Source organism: Pseudarthrobacter sp. lyk4-40-TYG-27 (genome assembly GCF_030209295.1).
In the GTDB taxonomy this organism is placed as follows: domain Bacteria; phylum Actinomycetota; class Actinomycetes; order Actinomycetales; family Micrococcaceae; genus Arthrobacter.
On record NZ_JARVSH010000003.1, the window covers coordinates 282,332 to 301,156 of the forward strand.

Below are 18,825 nucleotides of genomic sequence, written 5' to 3' on the forward strand. Positions count from 1 at the left end.
GGAACGCACCGGGGCCGGGCAGGATCAGGCGGTGGTGAACCGGGCAGTTGCCCCGCCGTCGAGGGCCCCGCTGGGCAGCCGGCGGTCCATGAGCACCATCAGGAGGTGGTGGGCGGCGCCGCGGAGGGGCTCGCCGTCGCCGAAGGCCCAGTCCAGGTCTGTGGCCTCGAGCCGGACGCCGGCCAGGTCAAGCCGGAAATGCTTCCGGCTGAGGGGGCTGGTCGCATGATCGAGTACCGTGCGGAGGCTTGCATCACTGACCGGGTGTTTGAGGCCGAGCGGGATGGTGATGTCCAGGCCATGGACGATGTCGTGGGTAAGGGCTCCCTGGAGTCCACCGCCGGGCGGTTTCCACAGCGTGTCCTCGTTCGCGCGCCAGCGGTGAAGCAAGGTGCTGACCGGCTCCTGGGCGTCGTGGCGGGCGACCCGATCCGCCATGCGGGCGAAGTTGCCGCGCGAGCGGAGCAACTCGCCGATGAACCGTGGGGTGGAGAAGCGCAGGGGCATGGCCATGTGCGCGACGACTTCCCGCACGCGCCAGCCGGCGCAGAGCGAGGCGGCGTCCCACGCCTGTTGCGGCAGCACTTCCAGGATTTTGGTAAAGGCCCGCCGCTCGGCCGCTATGTTTGCCATGGAGTAGCTGTCCGCACTCATCGGTGGGCTCCGGCGTGCTGTGCCAGGTAGGCCTCGAAGCGGTCCAGCGAGGTGAGGAATCCGGCCTGGGCTGCGGGATCGAGCATTGGCTCCGGAACGTTCGTTTGTTCGATGTCGACTTGGGTACGGCGCGATCCCAGCTCGGTGAAGGTGATGGTCACGGTCATCCCCGAGTGGTCCTCAATCCACGACAGGCGCTCCGGCGGGGTCACCTCAACGTACCGTGCGCTGGTCGGGTAGGTGCTGCCGTCGCGGTCGTTGACCATGACGGTGGTGAAGGCACCCCCGACGCGGGCATCCACGGTGATTGTGTCCAAGGGCGTGGTGACGCCGGCCGGACCCCAGAAGTGGGTCAAATGCTCGGGTTCGACCATGCAGCTGAAGACCAGTTGCCGTGGCGCCTCGAAGATGCGGGTGAAGCGGAGGGTGTTCTCATTCATGGCGGTCTCCATTCGGGGGTTCCTGCAGGTTGCGGAGGTGTTGGTCGAGCTTGTCGAAGCGCTCGGACCAAAGGCGCCGGTTCTCCTCGATCCAGCCGGCAGCGACATCGAGGGCCTGCAACTCCAGGTGGCAGGGGCGGAACTGGGCTTTCCGGCCTCGACTGATCAATCCCGATCTCTCGAGAACCTTCAGATGCTTGGAGATACCCGGAAGGCTCAAGTTGAACGGTTCCGCCAGTTCGTTGACGGTGGCGTCGCCGGCGGCGAGCCGGACCACGATGGCCCGGCGCGTCGGGTCGGAAAGCGCACTGAACATCGCGTCGAGCCGCTGATCTTCCGCAACTGTCATGCGGGGCTCCAGAATTTCTCCATCCCTATATTTTACTTATTAGCTAATTAACCGTCAAGCAAAATAAGGTGGCTTCCGGGCTGGCGCTGCCACCCGCAAAAAGACGCTTCACGACGTTTTTTGACGCCTCGCGACGCCACGTTGCGCGTTCGCGTCGCCGGGTGAACCAGTACGACACGAACGATTGTGGGCCTGGTGGGCGCTCCGTAACCTCGTCTCAGCATCCGCCCCAGCAAAGGAATCCCCATGACCAACCCGCAGGACAACGGTCCGCAGAAGTCCACACGCATCGTGGCCGGCCAGTCAGCCAAACCCAAGCGCCCCCTGGGCCTGAAAATCGGCATTGCCGCCGCAATCCTGGCCCTGGTTGGCGGTGGCGCCGCCGTCGCCTCAGCCGTCAACACTGGCGCCCCGGCCGCAACCCCGGAAAGCGCCCCGGCCGGCAATCCGGCAGCCGAGCTGAAGCTGGGCTATTTCGGCAACGTCACGCACGCCCCGGCCCTGGTGGGCGTCAGCAAAGGCTTTATCGCCGGGGAACTGGGCAGCACCAAACTCAGCACCCAGGTCTTCAATGCCGGTCCGGCCGCCATCGAAGCCCTGAACGCAGGCGCCATCGATGCCACCTATATCGGCCCCAACCCGGCCATCAACTCGTTCGTCAAGAGCCAAGGCCAATCGGTGAGCATCATCGCCGGAGCCGCCGCCGGCGGGGCGCAGCTTGTGGTCAAGCCGGAGATCACCTCCGCCGCAGACCTCAAGGGCAAGACCCTTGCATCCCCCCAGCTGGGCGGCACCCAGGACGTCGCCCTTCGGGCCTGGCTCTCATCACAGGGCTACAAAACGAACGTGGACGGCAGTGGCGACGTCGCCATCAACCCCACCGAGAACGCCCAGACGCTCAAGCTGTTCCAGGACGGAAAGCTCGACGGCGCGTGGCTGCCCGAGCCTTGGGCCTCCCGCCTGGTGTTGAACGCCGGCGCCAAGGTGCTGGTGGATGAAAAGGACCTGTGGGACGGCTCCCTTTCGGGCAAGCCGGGCGAGTTCCCCACCACCATCCTGATCGTCAACCAGAAGTTCGCGGCGGACCACCCGGACACCGTCAAGGCGCTGCTGAAGGGCCACGTGAAATCGGTTGAGTGGCTCAACAACGCCTCTGCCGCCGACAAGGCCACGGTGATCAACTCCGCCTTGAAGGAAGCCGCCGGCGCGGAGCTGAAGCCGGATGTCATTGACCGGTCCCTGAAGAACATCGTCTTCACTGTGGACCCGCTTGCCGGAACCTACCAGAAACTGCTGGCCGACGGCGTGACCGCCGGTACCACCAAGCAGGCCGACATCAACGGCATCTTCGACCTGCGGGCGCTCAACAGCGTGTCCGGCGAGAAGACCTCGGCAGCCGGGCTCGGCAAGGAATAGTCCCGCCGCACGCCCGCTCACTTATTACCCCTTTTCGGTCAACGCCCGCTCACTTCTTTCGGGAAAGTGAGCGGGCGTTGCCGTTTTGGGAGCAACAAGTGAGCGGGCGTTGCCGTTTTGGGAGCAACAAGTGAGCGGGCGTTGCCGGGGGGAGTATCAGCGTGGCGGATATCTGATATCGAAAACCTGCCATTCCCCGAATATATGAAGTGCCTCACAGTGATTACAGGACCTGCACCAAACCGCAGCCGGTAAAACCCAGAAGGACTTCAACGTGGAAACTCCCCTCTCCCATCTTGCCCACCTCGAAATCACCAGCCCGGACGTCGAAGCGTCCGCACGGTTCTACGAGGAAAAGTTCGGCATGCGCGTCGTCGACCGTGTGGACGGCAACGTCTACCTCCGCTGCTGGGGCGACTACTACCGCTACAGCCTGGTGGTCACCGAAGGACCGGAAGCATCGCTGGGCCGGATGGCCTGGCGCACCAACTCGCAGGCCGCCCTCGAAGCAGCCGCCCAGCGCATCGAAGCGACCGGCGTGCAGGGCACCTGGACCGCAGGCGGCCATGGCTACGGCAAGGCCTACGAATTCACGGGCCCCTACGGCCACCACATGCGCGTCTTCTACGACGTGGAAAAGTTCGTCGCCGAGCCCGGCTTCGAATCCACCTACCCGGACCGGCCGGAGCGCCGCAGCAGCCACGCCGCAGCACCGCGTTTCCTCGACCACGTCACCGTCGCAGCCTCCGACGTGCGCGGCTTCGCCAAGTGGTACGGCGATGCCCTGGGCTTCCGCGTGATGGCCTTCGTGGACCTGGACGAAGCACCCATCACCGTGTTCTCGGTCCTGACCACCAACGAAAAGTCCCACGACCTCGGCGTCGTCAAGGACACGTCCCAGCGTGCCGGCCGAGTCAACCACATCGCTTTCTGGGTGGACACCACAGAGGACCTGCTCCGCACCGCGGACGTCATGATGGAAAACGGCACCCCCATGGAATATGGCCCCTCCATCCACGGCGTGGGCGAGCAGAACTTCCTCTACTTCCGCGAACCGTCCGGCCTGCGCGTCGAGCTGAACTCCGGCGGCTACCGCAACTACGTCCCGGACTGGGAGGCCAACACCTGGAAGCCGTCGGAGGGCTCCAACAACTTCTACAAGAACGGCGCCATGCCGCACTCCATGACCGAATCGTTCCCACCGGCTGAAGGCTTCACGGCCACCGAGGAAGGCGCGTCGCCGGAGATGAAGGAAGCCCTCCTGAACCCGTACGCCAAGCAGGGACGGGGCTAACGGCACCATGGCCGAAGCACCTTACGCACTCATCCGGTTCCAGGAGCCTGGCGGCGGCAAGGCCCGCGCGGGCCTGCTGGTTGATGACAGGGTCCTGCCCCTGGACGAGGACATCAACTCCCTGATCGAGCACTGGGACACCACCGAAGGCCAGCTGGACTCGCTGGCCGCCTCTGCAGGCGAGGACACAGGCCTGGCGATTGCCGACGTCGAGGTCCTGGCCCCCGTGGAGCCGGCCCAGATCCTGCAGACCGGCGCGAACTACCGCAAGCACGTGATCGACCTGGCCGTGGCGCACCGCGAGCCGGGCGAAGACGCGGAAGAGGTGCGCGCCAAGACTGCGGAGATGATGGACAAGCGCGCGGGCCAGGGCACGCCGTACTTCTTCATCGGGCTTCCGACGGCGGTCGCGTCCGCCACGGACGACCTCACCCTGCCCGCCTACAGCAAGTCCCACGACTGGGAGCTGGAACTGGCCGCGGTGATCGGGAAGACTGCGTTCCGGGTCACCCCCGAAGAAGCCCTGGAGCACGTCTTCGGGTACACCATGGTCAATGACATCACCACCCGCGAGTACGTCTTCCGCAAGGACATGCCCGCCATCGGTTCGGACTGGTACCGCGCCAAGAACGCCCCCGGCTTCCTGCCCACGGGCCCGCTGCTGGTGCCGGCCAAGTACTTCGGCGACCCGCAGGACGTCCAGGTGACGCTCAAGCTCAACGGCAAGGCCATGCAGGACGAGTCCACCCAGGACATGATCTTCGGCGTTGCCAAACTGGTCAGCGAAGCCTCGCAGATCATGCCGCTGCGCCCCGGCGACCTTATCCTCACAGGCAGCCCGGCCGGCAACGGCCAGCACTGGGGACGGCTGCTCCAGGACGGCGACGTCATGGAAGGCACCATCACCGGGCTGGGCACCCAGTTCATCCACTGCAAGGACGAAACTCCAACCGAAAGCAGCAAGCCGTGACCACCCAGGACACAGCAACCGGCGCCGGGGAATCAAGTACTGATTCCCCGGCCATCCGGCGTGAAGACCCGCTCGGCAGCATCCGCGCCATGGCCCGGGAACACAGCAACTGGGGCCGTTGGGGCCAGGACGACGTCCTGGGCACCCTGAACTTCATCGACGCCGCCAAGCGGGTCGAGGCCGCCGCGCTCGTCAGCACCGGGGAGGCGTTCTCGCTCTCCCAACCCTTCGATACCAACGGTCCGCAAAAAGGCTGGCGCCGCCGCACCAACCCGGTCCACACCATGACGGACACGGGCGTTGACGCTGAACGCGGCAACCAAGGCTTCCCGCACGGTTTCGGCGGCGCTGACGACGTGATCGCCATGCCGCTGCAATGCTCCACTCAGTGGGATGGCCTGGGCCACATCTTCGACCAAGGCAAGGCCTGGAACGGCCGGGCCGCCGGCGACGTCGTCACCTCCGAAGGCGACCTGGTCACCGGAATCGAAACCGCCGCGGCGAAGATCGTCACCCGGGGCGTCCTCCTCGACGTCGGCCGGGCGCTTGGTCCCGACCTGGGACGGGACGACGGCGAGCTCCCGGACGGGTTCGCCATCACCCCCGAGCACCTCGAGCGGACCATCGAACTCCAGGGGCCCAGCTCCGAGGTGCGGCGCGGCGACATCGTCGTGATCCGCACCGGGCAGTACACCCGGGTGAGCCGCGACGGCTGGGGCGACTATGCCGGTGGCTCGGCCCCGGGGCTGTCCTTCAGCACGGCACCCTGGCTGCACCGCAGCGAGATCGCCGGCATCGCCACCGACACCTGGGGTTTCGAGGTCCGGCCCAACGAGTTCGACGGCGCATTCCAGCCACTCCACCAGATCGCCATCCCCAACCTGGGCCTGTTCCTGGGCGAGATGTGGGACCCCGACGCATTGGCGGAGGCATGCGCGGCGGACGGCAGGTACGACTTCCTGCTGACCGCAGCACCGCTCCCCATCACCGGGGCCGTCGGATCACCGGTCAACCCGATCGCCGTCCGGTAGCTTTCACTACAACAAACCACCAGCAGTAACGCCGTCAATACAAAGGAGTCAGCGATGGCAGCAGTACAGAACGTCGGAATCGTGGGGGCGGGAGCCGCGGGGCTGGCCGCCGCCATCCTCCTGGCCGACGCCGGAATCCGGGTGGAAGTCCTCGAGAAGGCAGACGCCCCGCAGACCCTTGGGTCCGGCATCACGCTGCAGGGGAACGCCTTGCGCGTCCTCCGCCAGCTCGGCGTCTGGGACCAGGTGGAGGCCAAGGGCTACGCCTTCAGCACGCTCGGCCTGCGGGCCCCGGACCCGGCCGGCACGGTGCTCGCCGTCCTGGAGGACATCCGCACCGGCGGCGACGACCTCCCGGCCACCATGGGCATGTACCGGCCGGACCTTACAGCCATCCTCCGTGAACGTGCGGAACAGGCGGGTGCCCGGATCAGCTACGGCCGGACGGTCACCAGCATCACGGACGACGACGGTTCGGTCACCGTGGGCACCGCCGACGGCGGCACGGCCACTTACGACCTCCTGATCGGCGCCGACGGCCTGCACTCGGCCGTCCGCAAGGCCATTGGCATCGACGTGGAACCCCATCCAACCGGCATGGGCATCTGGCGGGCGTTCGTGGAACGGCCGGCGGAGGTGGTCCGAACCGACCTCACCTACGGCGGCCCCTGCTTCATTGCCGGCTACTGCCCCACCGGCCCGGACACCATCTACGCCTACCTGGTGGAGAAGGCCCAGGAACGCAAGCACGAGGACGGCCCCCGCATCATGGCCGAACTCGCAGCAGCCTATGGCGGGCCGTGGAACGAGATCCGCGCCAACCTGGACCACAGTGCCCGCATCAACTACACGTGGTTCACCACCCATCTGGTGAACGGACCCTGGAACCGCGGCCGCACGGTGATCATCGGCGACGCCGCGCACAGCTGCCCCCCAACGGTGGCACAGGGTGCCGCCATGGCCCTGGAGGACGCCGCCGTCCTGGCCGAGCTGCTGATCAAGGCCGACGACGTCACCGAGACTCTGTTCAAGGAGTTCAGCGACCGCCGGCTGGACCGCGCCACGGCAGTGGTGAACGCCTCGGCCCAGCTGGGCCAGTGGATGCTCGACGGCGTCCGCGACGCCGATGTGCCCGGCCTGATGCACGGTCTGTCCGTCATGTTGAAGGAGCCGGCATGAGCACCCGTCCCGGCCCGAACCCCACGGTGGATGTGCACGCCCACATCCTGCTGCCGGCCCTCCAGCAGCTGGTGGCCGACGCCGATCCGGAGGGCTTCGGCGCCCAGCAGGCCCTGGAGGTGCGCCGCAACGGACCCGAATCCATGGCCGCCTCGGGCCGGATGATCAAGGAACGCTGGCCGCAGCTGACCGACCTGGACCGCCGGCTGGCGGACATGGACGCCCAGGGCGTGGACGTGCAGCTGGTCTCGCCGTCGCCGTCGCACTTCTACTACTTCGCCGGGGAGGATCTGGCCCTTCAGCTCGCCCGGGCCGCAAACCAGGCGGTGCGCGGGTTCGTGGACCGCGCGCCGGGCAGGCTGAACGGGTTGGGCCTGGTCCCGCTCCAGCACCCGGGCCTGATGGTGGACGCCTTGGAACACGCCGTCCTGGAGTGCGGCCTGCTGGGCGTCGAAATCGGGTCCTTCGCCGCCACCCCCGGGGACCCGGAACGGAGCACCGTTGAACTCTCGGACCCCCGGCTGGAACCGTTCTGGACCCGCGCCGAAGAGCTGGGCGCCGTGGTGTTCCTGCACCCGTTCGGCTGCTCGCTGGATGAGCGGCTGGACCGCTTCTACCTGGCCAACACCGTGTCCCAGCCGGCCGAGAACGCCGTGGCCCTGTCCCACCTGATTTTCAGCGGTGTCCTGGACCGGCACCCCGCCTTGAAGGTCCTGGCCGCCCACGGCGGCGGCTACCTGCCCACGACGCTGGGCCGGTCGGACCGTGCCTGGAAAGTGCGTCCGGAGGCACACGGGTGCGCCGCGCCGCCGTCGTCCTACCTGAAGAAGCTGTACTTCGACTCCCTCGTCCACAGCCCGGCTGAACTGCGGGCCCTTCTTGCCGCCGCCGGGCCGGAGCAGGTGCTGCTCGGCTCGGACTACCCGTTCGACATGGGGTCCGACCTTCCGGTGGACGAGGTGGAAGCCGCCGCACTCCCGACCGACGACGAGACACGGGTCTTGGGCGGCAACGCACGGGCCCTGGGCATCACCGCGGCAGCCGCCCTGGCCACCCGCCCCAACGCCTAAGGAACACCCACATGGTTAAGATTGCCCGTTGGAACCACGACGGCGGGACGCGGTCCGGCTTCGTGGACGGCGAACACTGCTACGCGCTGCCGGCAGGCCAGTCCGTACAGACACTGCTCGATGCCGGCCTGCAGGAGACACTCGACCTTGCCCGAAAAGTCACCGCATCGGCCGCACCCGTACCGCTGGCGGAGGTGCGGCTGCTGGCCCCACTGGAACCGGCCACCATCCGGGACTTCGTGGCGTTTGAGGAACACGTGGAGGGAGTGCGGAAAAGCATCGACGGTGTGGCCGGCGTAGTGCCCGAATGGTACGAGGCACCCACGTTCTACTTCACCAACCCGCACACCGTCACCGGTACGGGCGAGGTGATTGGGATTCCCGCAGGCTGCACGGACCTGGACTTCGAAACGGAGGTTGCCGCCGTCGTCGGGCGCGTTCCCGGCAGCGACGGACGGAACCTGGACGCCGAGCAAGCCCACCGGCACATCTTCGGCTACACGGTGCTCAATGACTGGTCCGCCCGGGACCTCCAGCGCCGGGAGATGAAAGTCAGCCTGGGTCCGTGCAAAGGCAAGGACTTTGCCAACACGCTGGGGCCCTGGATCGTCACCGCCGACGAATTCGAGGCCCTGCACGACGCCGAGGGCTTCCTGCCCATCTCCATGTCCGTCGAAGTCAACGGGCAGCTGATCGGGCAGGACCTGCTCTCCAACATGGGCTGGCCGTTCGCCGAACTGGTGGCCTATGCGTCGCAGGATTCCGTGGTGCGGCCAGGGGACGTGCTGGGCTCCGGCACCTGCGGCAGCGGCTGCCTGGCCGAGCTCTGGGGCCGGAACGGGGCACAGACTCCCCCGCCGCTGAAAACCGGTGACGTGGTCCGGATGACCGTGGAGGGGATCGGCACCATCGAGAACACCGTGGGCTCCCGGCGCGAAGCCGTGACGCGCGTGCCTGCCCGGACCCGGCCGCGCACCCGCAGCATCCAGCCGGCCCCCGTGGCCTCCCCCTAAAGGAGAACTGAGAATGACAGGTCAACCGTTGAGGGTCGGCATCTTTGGAACCGGCGGCATCGCCGAACGGGCCATGGTGGAACCCTCCACCCTCGTCGACAGTGTGCAGGTCATCGCCGTCGGCTCCCGCGACCCTGAGCGCGCCCGGGCCTTTGCCGACCGGTTCGGGATTAAGGCGGCCGGTGACTACGCCAGCGTGATGGCGAATCCCGACGTCGACCTCGTATATGTGGCACTCCCGCCTACGGCCCATGCGCAGTGGGCGGTCGCCGCGCTGCGCGCAGGCAAACACATTCTTTGCGAAAAGCCGCTCTCCGCCAACGGAACCGACGCGCGGGCCATTGCCGACGCTGCCGAGGCCACCGGTCGCTCGGCGTTCGTCGGATTCCATTACCGACTTCACTCGTTCACCCAGCGGCTGCTCGACGTGATCGGATCGGGTGTGCTCGGCGACATCGACGACGCCTCGATCGACTTCAGCATCCCCCACTTTGTGGTGAAGCCCGGCAACATCAGGCTGAACGGCGACCTGGGCGGCGGGGCCGTGATGGACGTCGGCTGCTACGCCATCGACCTCCTGCGGGCGGCATGGGGCGAGGCGCACGTCGTATCGTCGTCGGCCCGGCTGTACGACGGCGATCCCCGCGTCGATATGCAGACCGATTTCGTGCTGGCGTTCGAGACGGGCATCAGAGCACGGGTCCGGGCCTCGTTCCTGGGCGACGACAAAGGTCAAATGTCGCTGACCATCGTCGGCTCCGCAGCCACCCTGCACGCGACAAGCGTCATCGTTCCGCAGTGGGGAGCCACGCTGCGCGTCGCCGCCGGCGAGAACCTGCTCATCGACGAAAAGGCCATGGAGGGTGAATCGAGTTACGTCGCCCAGCTTGAGCACCTCGTGGACGTGCTCGCCAGCGATGGCCCGTCACCCCTCACGGCAGCGCACGCCACGGCCACGATGGCCCTCGTCGACGACGTCTACCGCGCAGCGGGGCTGCAGCCCCGCTGAGGTGACGCCCAACTGGCACCCCACCTTCGCCACGGTCATGCCGTGCCCCAGCAGCCCATCTGTCAGCCCGGCAGCACAGCCGACCAGCCGCCGTCCACCATCAGGTTCGCTCCCGTCACGTAGGACGCTTCGTCGGACGCCAGGAACAGCGCGCAGGCGGCCACTTCCTCCGGCACGCCAATCCTGCCCAGCGGAATGCTGCCGGCGATGGTCCGCATGGGGTGGTCGGGTGCGAGGAGGTTGCCCTCGGTGGCGGCGGTGCGGACCATCCCTGGGCTGACGGCATTGACACGCAGCCCGTGCGGCGCCCCTTCGGCCGCCAGCTGTTTGGTCATGGCCACCACGGCTCCCTTGGTGGCGGTGTGCGCCAACCGGCCATTGGTCATGGAGCCCGTCACCCCGGCGGTGGAACCCACCAAAACGATGGCGGCGTTCCGCGCGGCGATCAGCTGCGGCCAGAAGTACTTCACGGGCAGGAACACCACGTCCATCTCGTGCTCCAGGTTCCACTTCCAGTCGGCGTACGTGAGCTGCTCCACGGGAGCGAACCGTGTGATGGCCGCATTGGCATAGAGGATATGGACCTGCCCCTGGGCTTCCGCGACTTCCCGGGCCCAGGCGGCTACGGCGGCCTCGTCCGTCAGGTCCACCCGGCTGCTGCCCATGCGGCCCCCGGCTGCCGTGACCGCCGCGACCGTGGCTGCCGCGCCGTCGTCGTCCATGTCGCAGCCCAGCACCATGGCACCGGCCGCAGCGAACGCTAGCGCCGCGGCCCTGCCCTGGCCGCTGGCCGTTCCGGTGATAACGGCGGTCTTGCCGGCCAGGCGCTGGCTGGAAACGGGCATGGGGTTCCTTCCGAAAGCATGTTTCTTCGACTTTCGCAGGAACCGGCCCGGCGCAGAACGCCGTCTTGGGTCTAGATGGTATCCGCCTCGTGGATGGTCAGGGGGTGGGCGGCGGCGGGAAAGAGTTCGTGCAGCCGGGCGCAGGAGCGCTGCACCACCGAACGCAGCCAGACACCGGCAGGGTCCTCCGCCTGCGAGGGGTGCCAGTACATGGCCTCCACCAGGGACGCTTCTGCATCGTCGTCGAACTGAAGCACCGCAATGTTGGCGCCGCGCTGGGCCCGGGCCGCCAGCATCCCGGGCACCAGCGCCACCAGGTCCGTTCCCTCCACCAGCAGGGGCAGCGACAGGAACCCGCCCACCACGGCGGCCACCCGGCGCTGGATGCCGCGCGATTCGAACAATTTGTCCGCGGGAGTGCTGATGCCCTCCCCGAAATAGCCGACGGCGTGAGGCACCTTGGCCAGGTCGGCAAGGGTAAGGCGGGGCTGCTGGAGCAAGGGGTTGCCGGCGTCGGCAACGGCCATGAAGCTGTCCCTGAAGAGCTGCCGGCTGGCCCCCTGCATCTGGTACCCGGTGGGCCCGACGAGCAGGTCGATCTTGGAGTAGTCAGCCATCTGGCCCTGGATCCCGGACTTTGACGTGGGAACGAAATCCACGGAGACCCCGGGCGCCTCCTCCCGCAGGATGCCCCGGAGCGGGCCCACGATCAGCGCCGCCGCATAGTCGGAGGCGGCAATCACGAACTCCCGCTCGCTGGACGCCGGATCGAACCCGGAGCGCACGCGGGTGGCCCGCTGGATGTGAAGCATGGCTTCATCAACCAGCGGGACCAGGGACTGGGCGAAGGGCGTCAGGTCGTAGGTGCGGCCATTGCGGACCAGGAGTTCGTCGTCGAAATGGCGCCGAAGCCTGGCCATGGCCGCGCTGGTGGCAGGTTGGCTGAGCTGGAGGCGCTCAGCGGCCCGGGTGATGTTCCTCAGCTCCAGCAGGACCTGCAGGTGGGGCAGCAGGTTCAGGTCCAGGTTCTTCATACCCACAGGTTAGCCGCGCCGGGGCGCCCGGAACCGCCGCCGGACCGCGCGCGCTTCAGGATCCCAGTTCTCGGGCGACGCGCCGGGCACCGCGGACGGCGATGGCCACGCTCATGAGCGTGGGGTTCATGGCCGTGGCTGTCGGTATGAGCGCGTTCCCGCCCACCACCAGGTTCTCGTAACCCCACACCCTGGACCATGGATCGGCAACCGAGCTGCCGTCGTCGGCTGCTCCCATGCGCATGGTGCCCTGGTAGTGCAGGCTGGAGCCGTTGGGCATCAGCCGGGGTTCGGCCACAAAGACGCCCAAGGCTTTGCCTGCACGCCTCAGCAGGTCGGTGGCCTGGGCAATTTCCGCCTCTTCGCGTTCGGTGAGTGCGTACTCGATGGTCATGTTGGGGAAACCGCGGTAGTCGGGCTCATGGTCGTCGAAGCTGACGGCGTCCTCGTAGCGGGGATGCTTGCGCATGCCGTAGCCCATGTTCACGTAGCCCCAGCGGTTGTCGGAGTACGGGGTGCCCGGTTCCATTGGGAACGGGGTGGACTCTGAGTACATGACCTGCACGGAGAAGGGGTGTTCGGGTTCGGAGAAGGGGATGCGGTTGACTGCGGCCACGGGGTCGGCGGGATTCTGGGCGCGCCGGGCCAGTTCCGCGTCAAGGTCACCCTCGGCGGCGAAGCGGAGCATCTTGTCGGCGTCGAGGGCCACGGTGGAGATCACCACCGGGTGTTCGGTCAGGTAGTGGCCCAGCGCTTGGGGGCGGATGCCCGAGGCCCACAGGAGCTGCGGCGAGCGGAAGGCATCTGCCGCTACCACCACCACGTCCGCCGGAACAAAGGACTCCGTACCCGTGCGGAGATCCTGCACGGTGACCCCGGTGGCCCGGTTTCCGTCGAGTTCAACCCGGCGGACCAGGGTGAGATCGCGGAGTTCGAACCGCTGTGAGAGCGCGTTGTCGGGATCGATCAACGGCCCGAGGACGACGTCGGCCCCCGCCCAGCGCACGGACCCGTCGGGTTGCGGGTCGCCGGCCACCGGAAGGGTGCCCACCCCGTAGCCGTCGGGCAGCTCGGCGCCGAACTCTTCGTCCAGGAGGGAGCGGATGGCTTCGCCGACCTTGGAGTCTGCGAAGGCTGCACTGTGGACGTGCAGGAGACCCTTGGCCTCTTCAATCAGGCCGTCCCACTCGTCGTCGGCGATGAAGGGGATCTTTTCGCTGAACGCGGGCGACGGCGTCGCGCAGGTCCAGTGCGCGCCCTGGCCGCCAACGTTGGTGGCGGCAGCCGCCGCCGGGAACGAGGGGGCGTGCGCTGACCCTTCTCCGCCGAAGTCCAGGAGGTGCGTGCCCTGGCGCGCGGTGAACATGCCCTCGGTGACTGTTGCTGCCGGAATGCCGAGGGACTCCCGGAACGCCCCGGCCTGCGGCCCCTGCGACATTTCCCGGGCGCGTGCTTTCTTGGCCGGGTCCGGGATGTTCCGGACGCTCTCGCCGGGAAGGGCTGTCAGTTGCGGCCCGGCTTCGAACATCACCACCCGGGCGGTGGGGACTTGCTCCAGCAACAGGCGGGCGTAGGTGGAACCGATAGGTCCGCTGCCGACGACGGCAATGGTGGGGTTGGACATGATGTCTCCTTTGAGATCAGGCCGGGAGGGTTTCGGAAGGTGCGTGGGCGGGGACGGGTTCGTCGGACAGGCGGCCGTGCGGGAGCAGTACTGCCGCCAGGATGCCCAGGGCGTAGGCGCAGGCAAGGGCAATGAAGATGGGTGTGAAGACGGACGAGTAGATCTGGGCGACGTCGGATTGGACCGCCGGTGACGCTTGGTGAACCTGCTGCGGGGTGAGGGTGGAGGCGTCCAGCCCTGCCGGCAGGAGGGCCGCCACCCCGGAGCCGATGACGCCGCCGATGACCGCCGTCGCCACGGTTGATCCCACCTGCCGGACCAGGTTGATGGTTGCGGTGATGGTGCCGGTCTGGCCTGCGGGGACGGCGCCCTGGACCACGGCCACGATGAGGCTCATGAACGCCCCGGTGCCCAGGCCCACGGCACCCATCACGATCATGGGCGCCCACAGCGGGAGGCCGGCCGGGAGCAGCGCCATCACCAGCAGGGCCACGGCTCCCAGCACCGTTCCGCCGACCGGGAAGATCCGGTAACGCCCGGTGCGGCTGGCCAGCCAGCCCGTGAGGAGGTTGCTGATCAGCATGCCGAAGACGGTGGCGATGGGAACCAGCCCGGACACCGTAGCCGAGGTCCGATAGGCCATCTGGAAGTAGGTGGGCAGGTAGGCGGTGATGGAGAAGAAGCCGACGCCGATGATCGCCGAGAGCGCCGTACCGGCAGCAATGGTGCGGTTAGCGAAGAAATGCAGCGGAATGATGGGCTCAGGTGCCCGCCGCTCGATCAGGAAAAAGGCGATAAAGCCCGCGATGCTGGCCGCGAGCGCGCTTCCGGCCGCAGGGCCGCTGTCCCTTTCCGCGGCCCAGGAGGCGGCAAGGACGAGCGCCACCAGCGCGGAGGTAAAGACGGCGGAGCCGGCGATGTCGAAGTGCCGGGGTGGCGGGCCCGGCTCCAGGTGGGGAACGGCCACCAGTGCCAGGGCGAACGCGGCGGCACCCACCGGGATGTTGATCCAGAAGACCCACTGCCAGCCCCAGTAATCGGTGATGGCACCGCCCACCACCGGGCCCACCAGGATGGCGATGGGAAAAGCCGCCCCGATGATGGCCATGTAGCGGGGCCGTTCCCGCTGCGTGGTGACGCGGGCGATGATGGTCTGCGACATGAGCTGCAGGCCCGCCGAGCTCATGCCCTGGAGGACACGGGCGGCAATGAGCCACGCGATGTCCGTGGCAAAACCGCAAGCCAGGGATGCGGCCAGGAACATCACCAGGGAAACAAGGAAGATCCGCCGGGCGCCGAGGACATCGCCGAGCCTGCCGAGCACGGGCAGCAGCACCGTGCTGGCCAGGGTGTAGCCCACCACCACCCAGCTCATCAGCTGCAGGGCACCCAGCTCTCCGGAAATGGTGGCAAGGGATGTGGAGACCACTGTGTGGTCCAGTGCCCCGAGGAACGAGACAGTGAGCAGGGAGGTGGTGAGGAGGCGAAGCTTTACAGGTGATAGTTGCATAGTGGTCTGTCCGAACGATCGGACCGTCGACGCGACGTGGTGTGCCCCCGGCGCACCAACACGACGGGGAACGGGTCCGGATGGGACCCCGGCGCCACTCCCCACCCTACAACCACTTAAGTCTAAAAACAACAAAAGATTGCATGGAATCGACGGAGTCACTGGGCCGCCCGCGCGCTCGCCACGTCGTGCGCCAGCCGTTGGTCTTCCAGCAATTCCTGCAGGTCAGCCACCTCCCTGCCGCTCGAGGCAGCTTCGATGGCGCGGCGCAAGGCCAGCCGGGCCGGAGCCTCGTAGCGCTCCGGCGCCCTCAGCGCCCCCTCCACCGTCGAGGTCTCCAGCTTGACCCGGCCGGCAGCATGGTCAATGGCAACCTCTGTCCTGACCTCGCCCAAGGCCAGGACCTGGATCAAGCCGCCCGCGGCGGGTCCTTCGAGGGCGGTGCCCACCAGGGTGGACGGAATGCGGCTTCCGCCGGCCACCGGAGAATCCAGCAGTGCCAGGACGCCCTGCGCGGCCGCCATACCCGCCCGGAGGGTCAGCTGGGAACCTGTCAGGGTCCGGGCCCAGCCGAGGCCGTCACGGATCACGGCATCCAGGAGCGCGGCGGGGGCGGCGCACTCCACGGTGACCACCCTCGGCAGGGTCCCGCGCCGCGCCCGGACCGCGTTCGCCACCATGTCGGCGCGGAGGCCGGGGCGGTCGACGACCACCGGGATATCTCCGGACCAGGTGCCCGCTGCGAAGACCTCCCGGGGCAGGGCCGCGGGATCCGCGATCACCACCGCCGCCGCTCCCTCGTCCCGGGCATCCAGCAGCCCGGCCCACCAGTTGCCGGAGCCGGGGATGACGGCAACAGCACCGCACACGTCATCCGCCAGCCTGGCACTGGCGGGAAGCCCGGCCGCGGCCGCCACGTACGCGGGCGACCGGGTAAAGACGCCGGCACGGGGCCCCAGCGGCGTCACTGCCGGCCCGCTTCGAGGATCTTTGCGGCGGCAGCATCAGCCAGGTCGACTGCGTGGTGCGCGTCAGCCAGCAGTTCGCGGTACTCCACCGGGACCCCCGCTTCAAGGCGCGAGGCCAGGGCGCGCCACTCAGCCACATAGCCATCCACGGGATCCCTCCCGTATCCGGTCCACTGTCCATCGTCCGCGCGTACATTGATGACGGCGCTTCCCGCATGGACGAAGGCCGGCGGGAAGGTGACCTCGATCCGGTCATGGGAGGTGGCGATGGCCATGCGCCAAAAGGCGTCAGGGCCTTCCGGAAGCATGGTGAGGGCGAGTTGGACCAGGACACTGCCTGCCCGGTACCCCACCAGGTAACCGATGGGCGGGGCGAGCCGTGCATAGACAACCTCGTCCACGCCTGGTGCGACGTCCCTGACCGCAGGCAGGTCATGGATGGCCAGCCCGATCAGCAGCTGCCGCAGGACTCCTGCAGCCACCGCCGGATCGCCCAGGTCCGGGCGGCCGTGGGCTGCGGCCTGGAACGGGCCGCCTTCCGCCACGAGCCGGTGGTACCTGTCGTTGGGCGGAAGCGCCAAAGTGACCGATACGGCCCGCACCCCGCCGTCGAGCGCAGCAAGGTGGCGCCTGGCGCGGCCCCAGGCTGCATCGAACACGTGGTTTGTGCCCACTAGGAGGATGGCGCCGGCCGCCCGGCAGGCATCGATGGCGCGGCTGGCATCTTGCTTGGTGGTGGCCAGGGGCTTTTCGCAGAAGATGGCCCGCTTGCCGGCCGCCACTGCCGCCAGGATATGGCGGGCGTGTTCTGACGGCGGGCTGCAGACAGCCACCACCTGCACCTCCGGGTCTGCCAGCAGCGCCCGATCCCCGCTGGACCAGCGCACACCACACGGTTCAGCAAGATCCCGGGAACGGCCACTTCCGGCGTCGGCGATATGCACCACATCAAACAGATCCGGGAGCCCGCGCAACACCGGCAAATGAAGGGCCGCAACGCCAGGTCCGGCTCCGAGTATCCCTATTTTCCAAGGCATCGTCGCCCCCTTCTTATGTCTCTATTATTCATAAGTTGGCGAATTTTTAGCCATAGTTGATCTGATTTCGCGCCTTAGTCGCGTGCAATGTGTGAGAATTGGTGCCATGACGACAGACTCCACCCTCCGTTTCGGAGCACAAACGGACGAAGTGACCAGCCTGCTGCGGATCGTCAACCTGGTGCGGACAGGCGAGGCAACCACCCGGCCGGAAATCGGCAAGGTTACCGGGCTGGGCCGGGGCGTCGTGAGCCAGCGGGTAGACCAGGCCATCGCGATTGGATTCCTGGGTGACGGCGACTTCGGAGCCTCGTCCGGAGGCCGCGCGCCGCGGACCCTCCGCTTTCGCTCAGAACAGGGGCGGATTGTCATCTGCGCCCTCGGCGCGGCACACATCAGGGTTGGCTTCGCGGCGCTCGACGGCGACATCATTGACCACGCACACCGCAGCTGGGACATCGCCCAGGGACCGGAGAAGACGATCGATGCCGTCATGGCCCTTGTTGAGGATGTGCTCAAGCATCATCCTCCCGTGCCGGTATGGGGCGTCGTGGTTGGCCTCCCGGGACCGGTGGACTTCGCCACAGGACAGCCCGTGGCTCCGCCGATCATGCCCGGTTGGAACGGCTTCGACGTCCGGACGCCCTTCGAGGAACGCTTCAACGCGCCGGTATGGGTGGATAACGACTCCAACCTGCTGGCGCTTGGTGAGCGGGCCCGCCGTCGCGACATGCTCACGGACCTGATCTACTGCAAGATCGGCTCGGGGGTCGGCTCCGGCCTGCTGTCCAAGGGCCGGATCCACCGTGGTGCCAACGGCGCTGCCGGGGACATCGGCCACGTCCGGGTTTCCGACTCCAACGAGCAGTGCCGCTGCGGCAAGGTCGGATGCCTCGAAGCCGTGGCCGGCGGATGGGCCCTGGTGCGGGACGCAGAGCAGGCCATCAAGGAAGGCGTCACCACTTCCCTGGCCGGCCGGGCAAAAGAGCGGGCACTGACGCTGGAGGACATCACGCTCGCGGCACAGGCCGGTGATTCGCTCGCCATCTCACTCGTCCAGAAGTCCGCCCATGTAGCCGGCGAGACCATTTCAGCCCTGGTCAACATGTTCAACCCGGGAGTCATTGTCATCGGCGGTGCCATTGCCTCCGCAGGCGAGGTGTTCCTGGCCGAGGTACGCCAACGCGTGTATGAGCTGTCACTGCCCCTCGCCACCCGCGACCTCACCATCACGTTGTCCGTGAACGACGAGCGCGAACCGTTGCGCGGCGGAGCCGAGCTTGCGCGCGAGCAGTTGTTCGACGTCACCTTCCCGCGCTGGTTTGCCGAAGGCCGGCCATCCCCCGAACGCACGGCAGTGCCGGCCTGACCTGGCATTCCCG

At 67.6% G+C, this 18,825-nt stretch carries 18 protein-coding genes; 9 read left to right on the forward strand and 9 right to left on the reverse strand.

From position 1 onward, the window contains the following. Positions 1 to 24: 24 nt before the first annotated feature. The 3 genes from QRM96_RS05790 to QRM96_RS05800 are packed head-to-tail and all read right to left on the reverse strand — an operon-like array spanning position 25 to position 1,443. The gene (locus tag QRM96_RS05790; RefSeq protein ID WP_208294378.1) at positions 25 to 633 is read right to left on the reverse strand and encodes a maleylpyruvate isomerase family mycothiol-dependent enzyme; all 609 of its coding nucleotides are present in this window, start codon (positions 631 to 633) and stop codon (positions 25 to 27) included. 17 nt (positions 634 to 650) lie between these two features. Beyond that, the gene (locus QRM96_RS05795) at positions 651 to 1,094 is read right to left on the reverse strand and encodes an SRPBCC family protein (protein WP_165837967.1); all 444 of its coding nucleotides are present in this window, start codon (positions 1,092 to 1,094) and stop codon (positions 651 to 653) included. Continuing rightward, positions 1,087 to 1,443, reverse strand: a complete 357-nt coding sequence (locus QRM96_RS05800; protein WP_285318799.1) for an ArsR/SmtB family transcription factor — start codon at positions 1,441 to 1,443, stop codon at positions 1,087 to 1,089. The genes QRM96_RS05795 and QRM96_RS05800 overlap by 8 nt, the downstream gene beginning before the upstream one ends. A 246-nt stretch (positions 1,444 to 1,689) precedes the next feature. On the opposite strand from QRM96_RS05800, the gene QRM96_RS05805 reads away from it, so the two are divergent. The 8 genes from QRM96_RS05805 to QRM96_RS05840 all read left to right on the forward strand — a co-directional run bounded on the left by QRM96_RS05805 (position 1,690) and on the right by QRM96_RS05840 (position 10,425). After that, positions 1,690 to 2,859, forward strand: a complete 1,170-nt coding sequence (locus tag QRM96_RS05805) for an ABC transporter substrate-binding protein (RefSeq protein WP_133831348.1) — start codon at positions 1,690 to 1,692, stop codon at positions 2,857 to 2,859. A 274-nt stretch (positions 2,860 to 3,133) separates the two neighbouring features. Further along, positions 3,134 to 4,153: a VOC family protein gene (locus tag QRM96_RS05810; RefSeq protein ID WP_285318800.1), complete on the forward strand. Its 1,020-nt coding sequence runs from the start codon at positions 3,134 to 3,136 to the stop codon at positions 4,151 to 4,153. A 7-nt stretch (positions 4,154 to 4,160) separates the two neighbouring features. Continuing rightward, complete coding sequence (locus QRM96_RS05815) at positions 4,161 to 5,123, forward strand: fumarylacetoacetate hydrolase family protein (protein ID WP_285318801.1); 963 nt, start codon at positions 4,161 to 4,163, stop codon at positions 5,121 to 5,123. Then, complete coding sequence (locus QRM96_RS05820; protein ID WP_285318802.1) at positions 5,120 to 6,154, forward strand: cyclase family protein; 1,035 nt, start codon at positions 5,120 to 5,122, stop codon at positions 6,152 to 6,154. The genes QRM96_RS05815 and QRM96_RS05820 overlap by 4 nt, the downstream gene beginning before the upstream one ends. Before the next feature lie 54 nt (positions 6,155 to 6,208). Further along, entirely contained in the window at positions 6,209 to 7,333 is a 1,125-nt protein-coding gene (locus QRM96_RS05825; RefSeq protein WP_285318803.1) for an FAD-dependent monooxygenase, read from the forward strand. Beyond that, complete coding sequence (locus tag QRM96_RS05830; RefSeq protein WP_285318804.1) at positions 7,330 to 8,403, forward strand: amidohydrolase family protein; 1,074 nt, start codon at positions 7,330 to 7,332, stop codon at positions 8,401 to 8,403. The genes QRM96_RS05825 and QRM96_RS05830 overlap by 4 nt, the downstream gene beginning before the upstream one ends. An 11-nt stretch (positions 8,404 to 8,414) precedes the next feature. Continuing rightward, positions 8,415 to 9,416: a fumarylacetoacetate hydrolase family protein gene (locus QRM96_RS05835; protein ID WP_285318805.1), complete on the forward strand. Its 1,002-nt coding sequence runs from the start codon at positions 8,415 to 8,417 to the stop codon at positions 9,414 to 9,416. A gap of 13 nt (positions 9,417 to 9,429) precedes the next feature. Then, positions 9,430 to 10,425, forward strand: a complete 996-nt coding sequence (locus tag QRM96_RS05840) for a Gfo/Idh/MocA family protein (RefSeq protein WP_285318806.1) — start codon at positions 9,430 to 9,432, stop codon at positions 10,423 to 10,425. A 62-nt stretch (positions 10,426 to 10,487) separates the two neighbouring features. Here QRM96_RS05840 and QRM96_RS05845 read toward each other — a convergent pair whose 3' ends face one another. The 6 genes from QRM96_RS05845 to QRM96_RS05870 all read right to left on the reverse strand — a co-directional run bounded on the left by QRM96_RS05845 (position 10,488) and on the right by QRM96_RS05870 (position 17,443). Next, complete coding sequence (locus QRM96_RS05845) at positions 10,488 to 11,270, reverse strand: SDR family NAD(P)-dependent oxidoreductase (protein WP_109044120.1); 783 nt, start codon at positions 11,268 to 11,270, stop codon at positions 10,488 to 10,490. 71 nt (positions 11,271 to 11,341) lie between these two features. Beyond that, entirely contained in the window at positions 11,342 to 12,304 is a 963-nt protein-coding gene (locus QRM96_RS05850; protein WP_109044121.1) for a LysR family transcriptional regulator, read from the reverse strand. 55 nt (positions 12,305 to 12,359) lie between these two features. Further along, entirely contained in the window at positions 12,360 to 13,928 is a 1,569-nt protein-coding gene (locus QRM96_RS05855; RefSeq protein WP_285318808.1) for a GMC oxidoreductase, read from the reverse strand. 16 nt (positions 13,929 to 13,944) lie between these two features. Next, positions 13,945 to 15,438 (reverse strand): MFS transporter, encoded by a 1,494-nt coding sequence (locus QRM96_RS05860; protein ID WP_285318809.1) that lies wholly within the window; start codon positions 15,436 to 15,438, stop codon positions 13,945 to 13,947. Positions 15,439 to 15,596: 158 nt separating this feature from the next. Beyond that, entirely contained in the window at positions 15,597 to 16,406 is an 810-nt protein-coding gene (locus tag QRM96_RS05865) for a hypothetical protein (protein ID WP_285318810.1), read from the reverse strand. Further along, a complete protein-coding gene (locus tag QRM96_RS05870; protein ID WP_285318812.1) occupies positions 16,403 to 17,443 on the reverse strand; it encodes a Gfo/Idh/MocA family protein in 1,041 nt (346 codons plus the stop codon). The genes QRM96_RS05865 and QRM96_RS05870 overlap by 4 nt, the downstream gene beginning before the upstream one ends. Positions 17,444 to 17,549: 106 nt before the next feature. Between QRM96_RS05870 and QRM96_RS05875 the strand changes: the two genes are divergently transcribed. Then, a complete protein-coding gene (locus QRM96_RS05875; RefSeq protein ID WP_109044126.1) occupies positions 17,550 to 18,812 on the forward strand; it encodes an ROK family protein in 1,263 nt (420 codons plus the stop codon). Positions 18,813 to 18,825 lie beyond the last annotated feature (13 nt).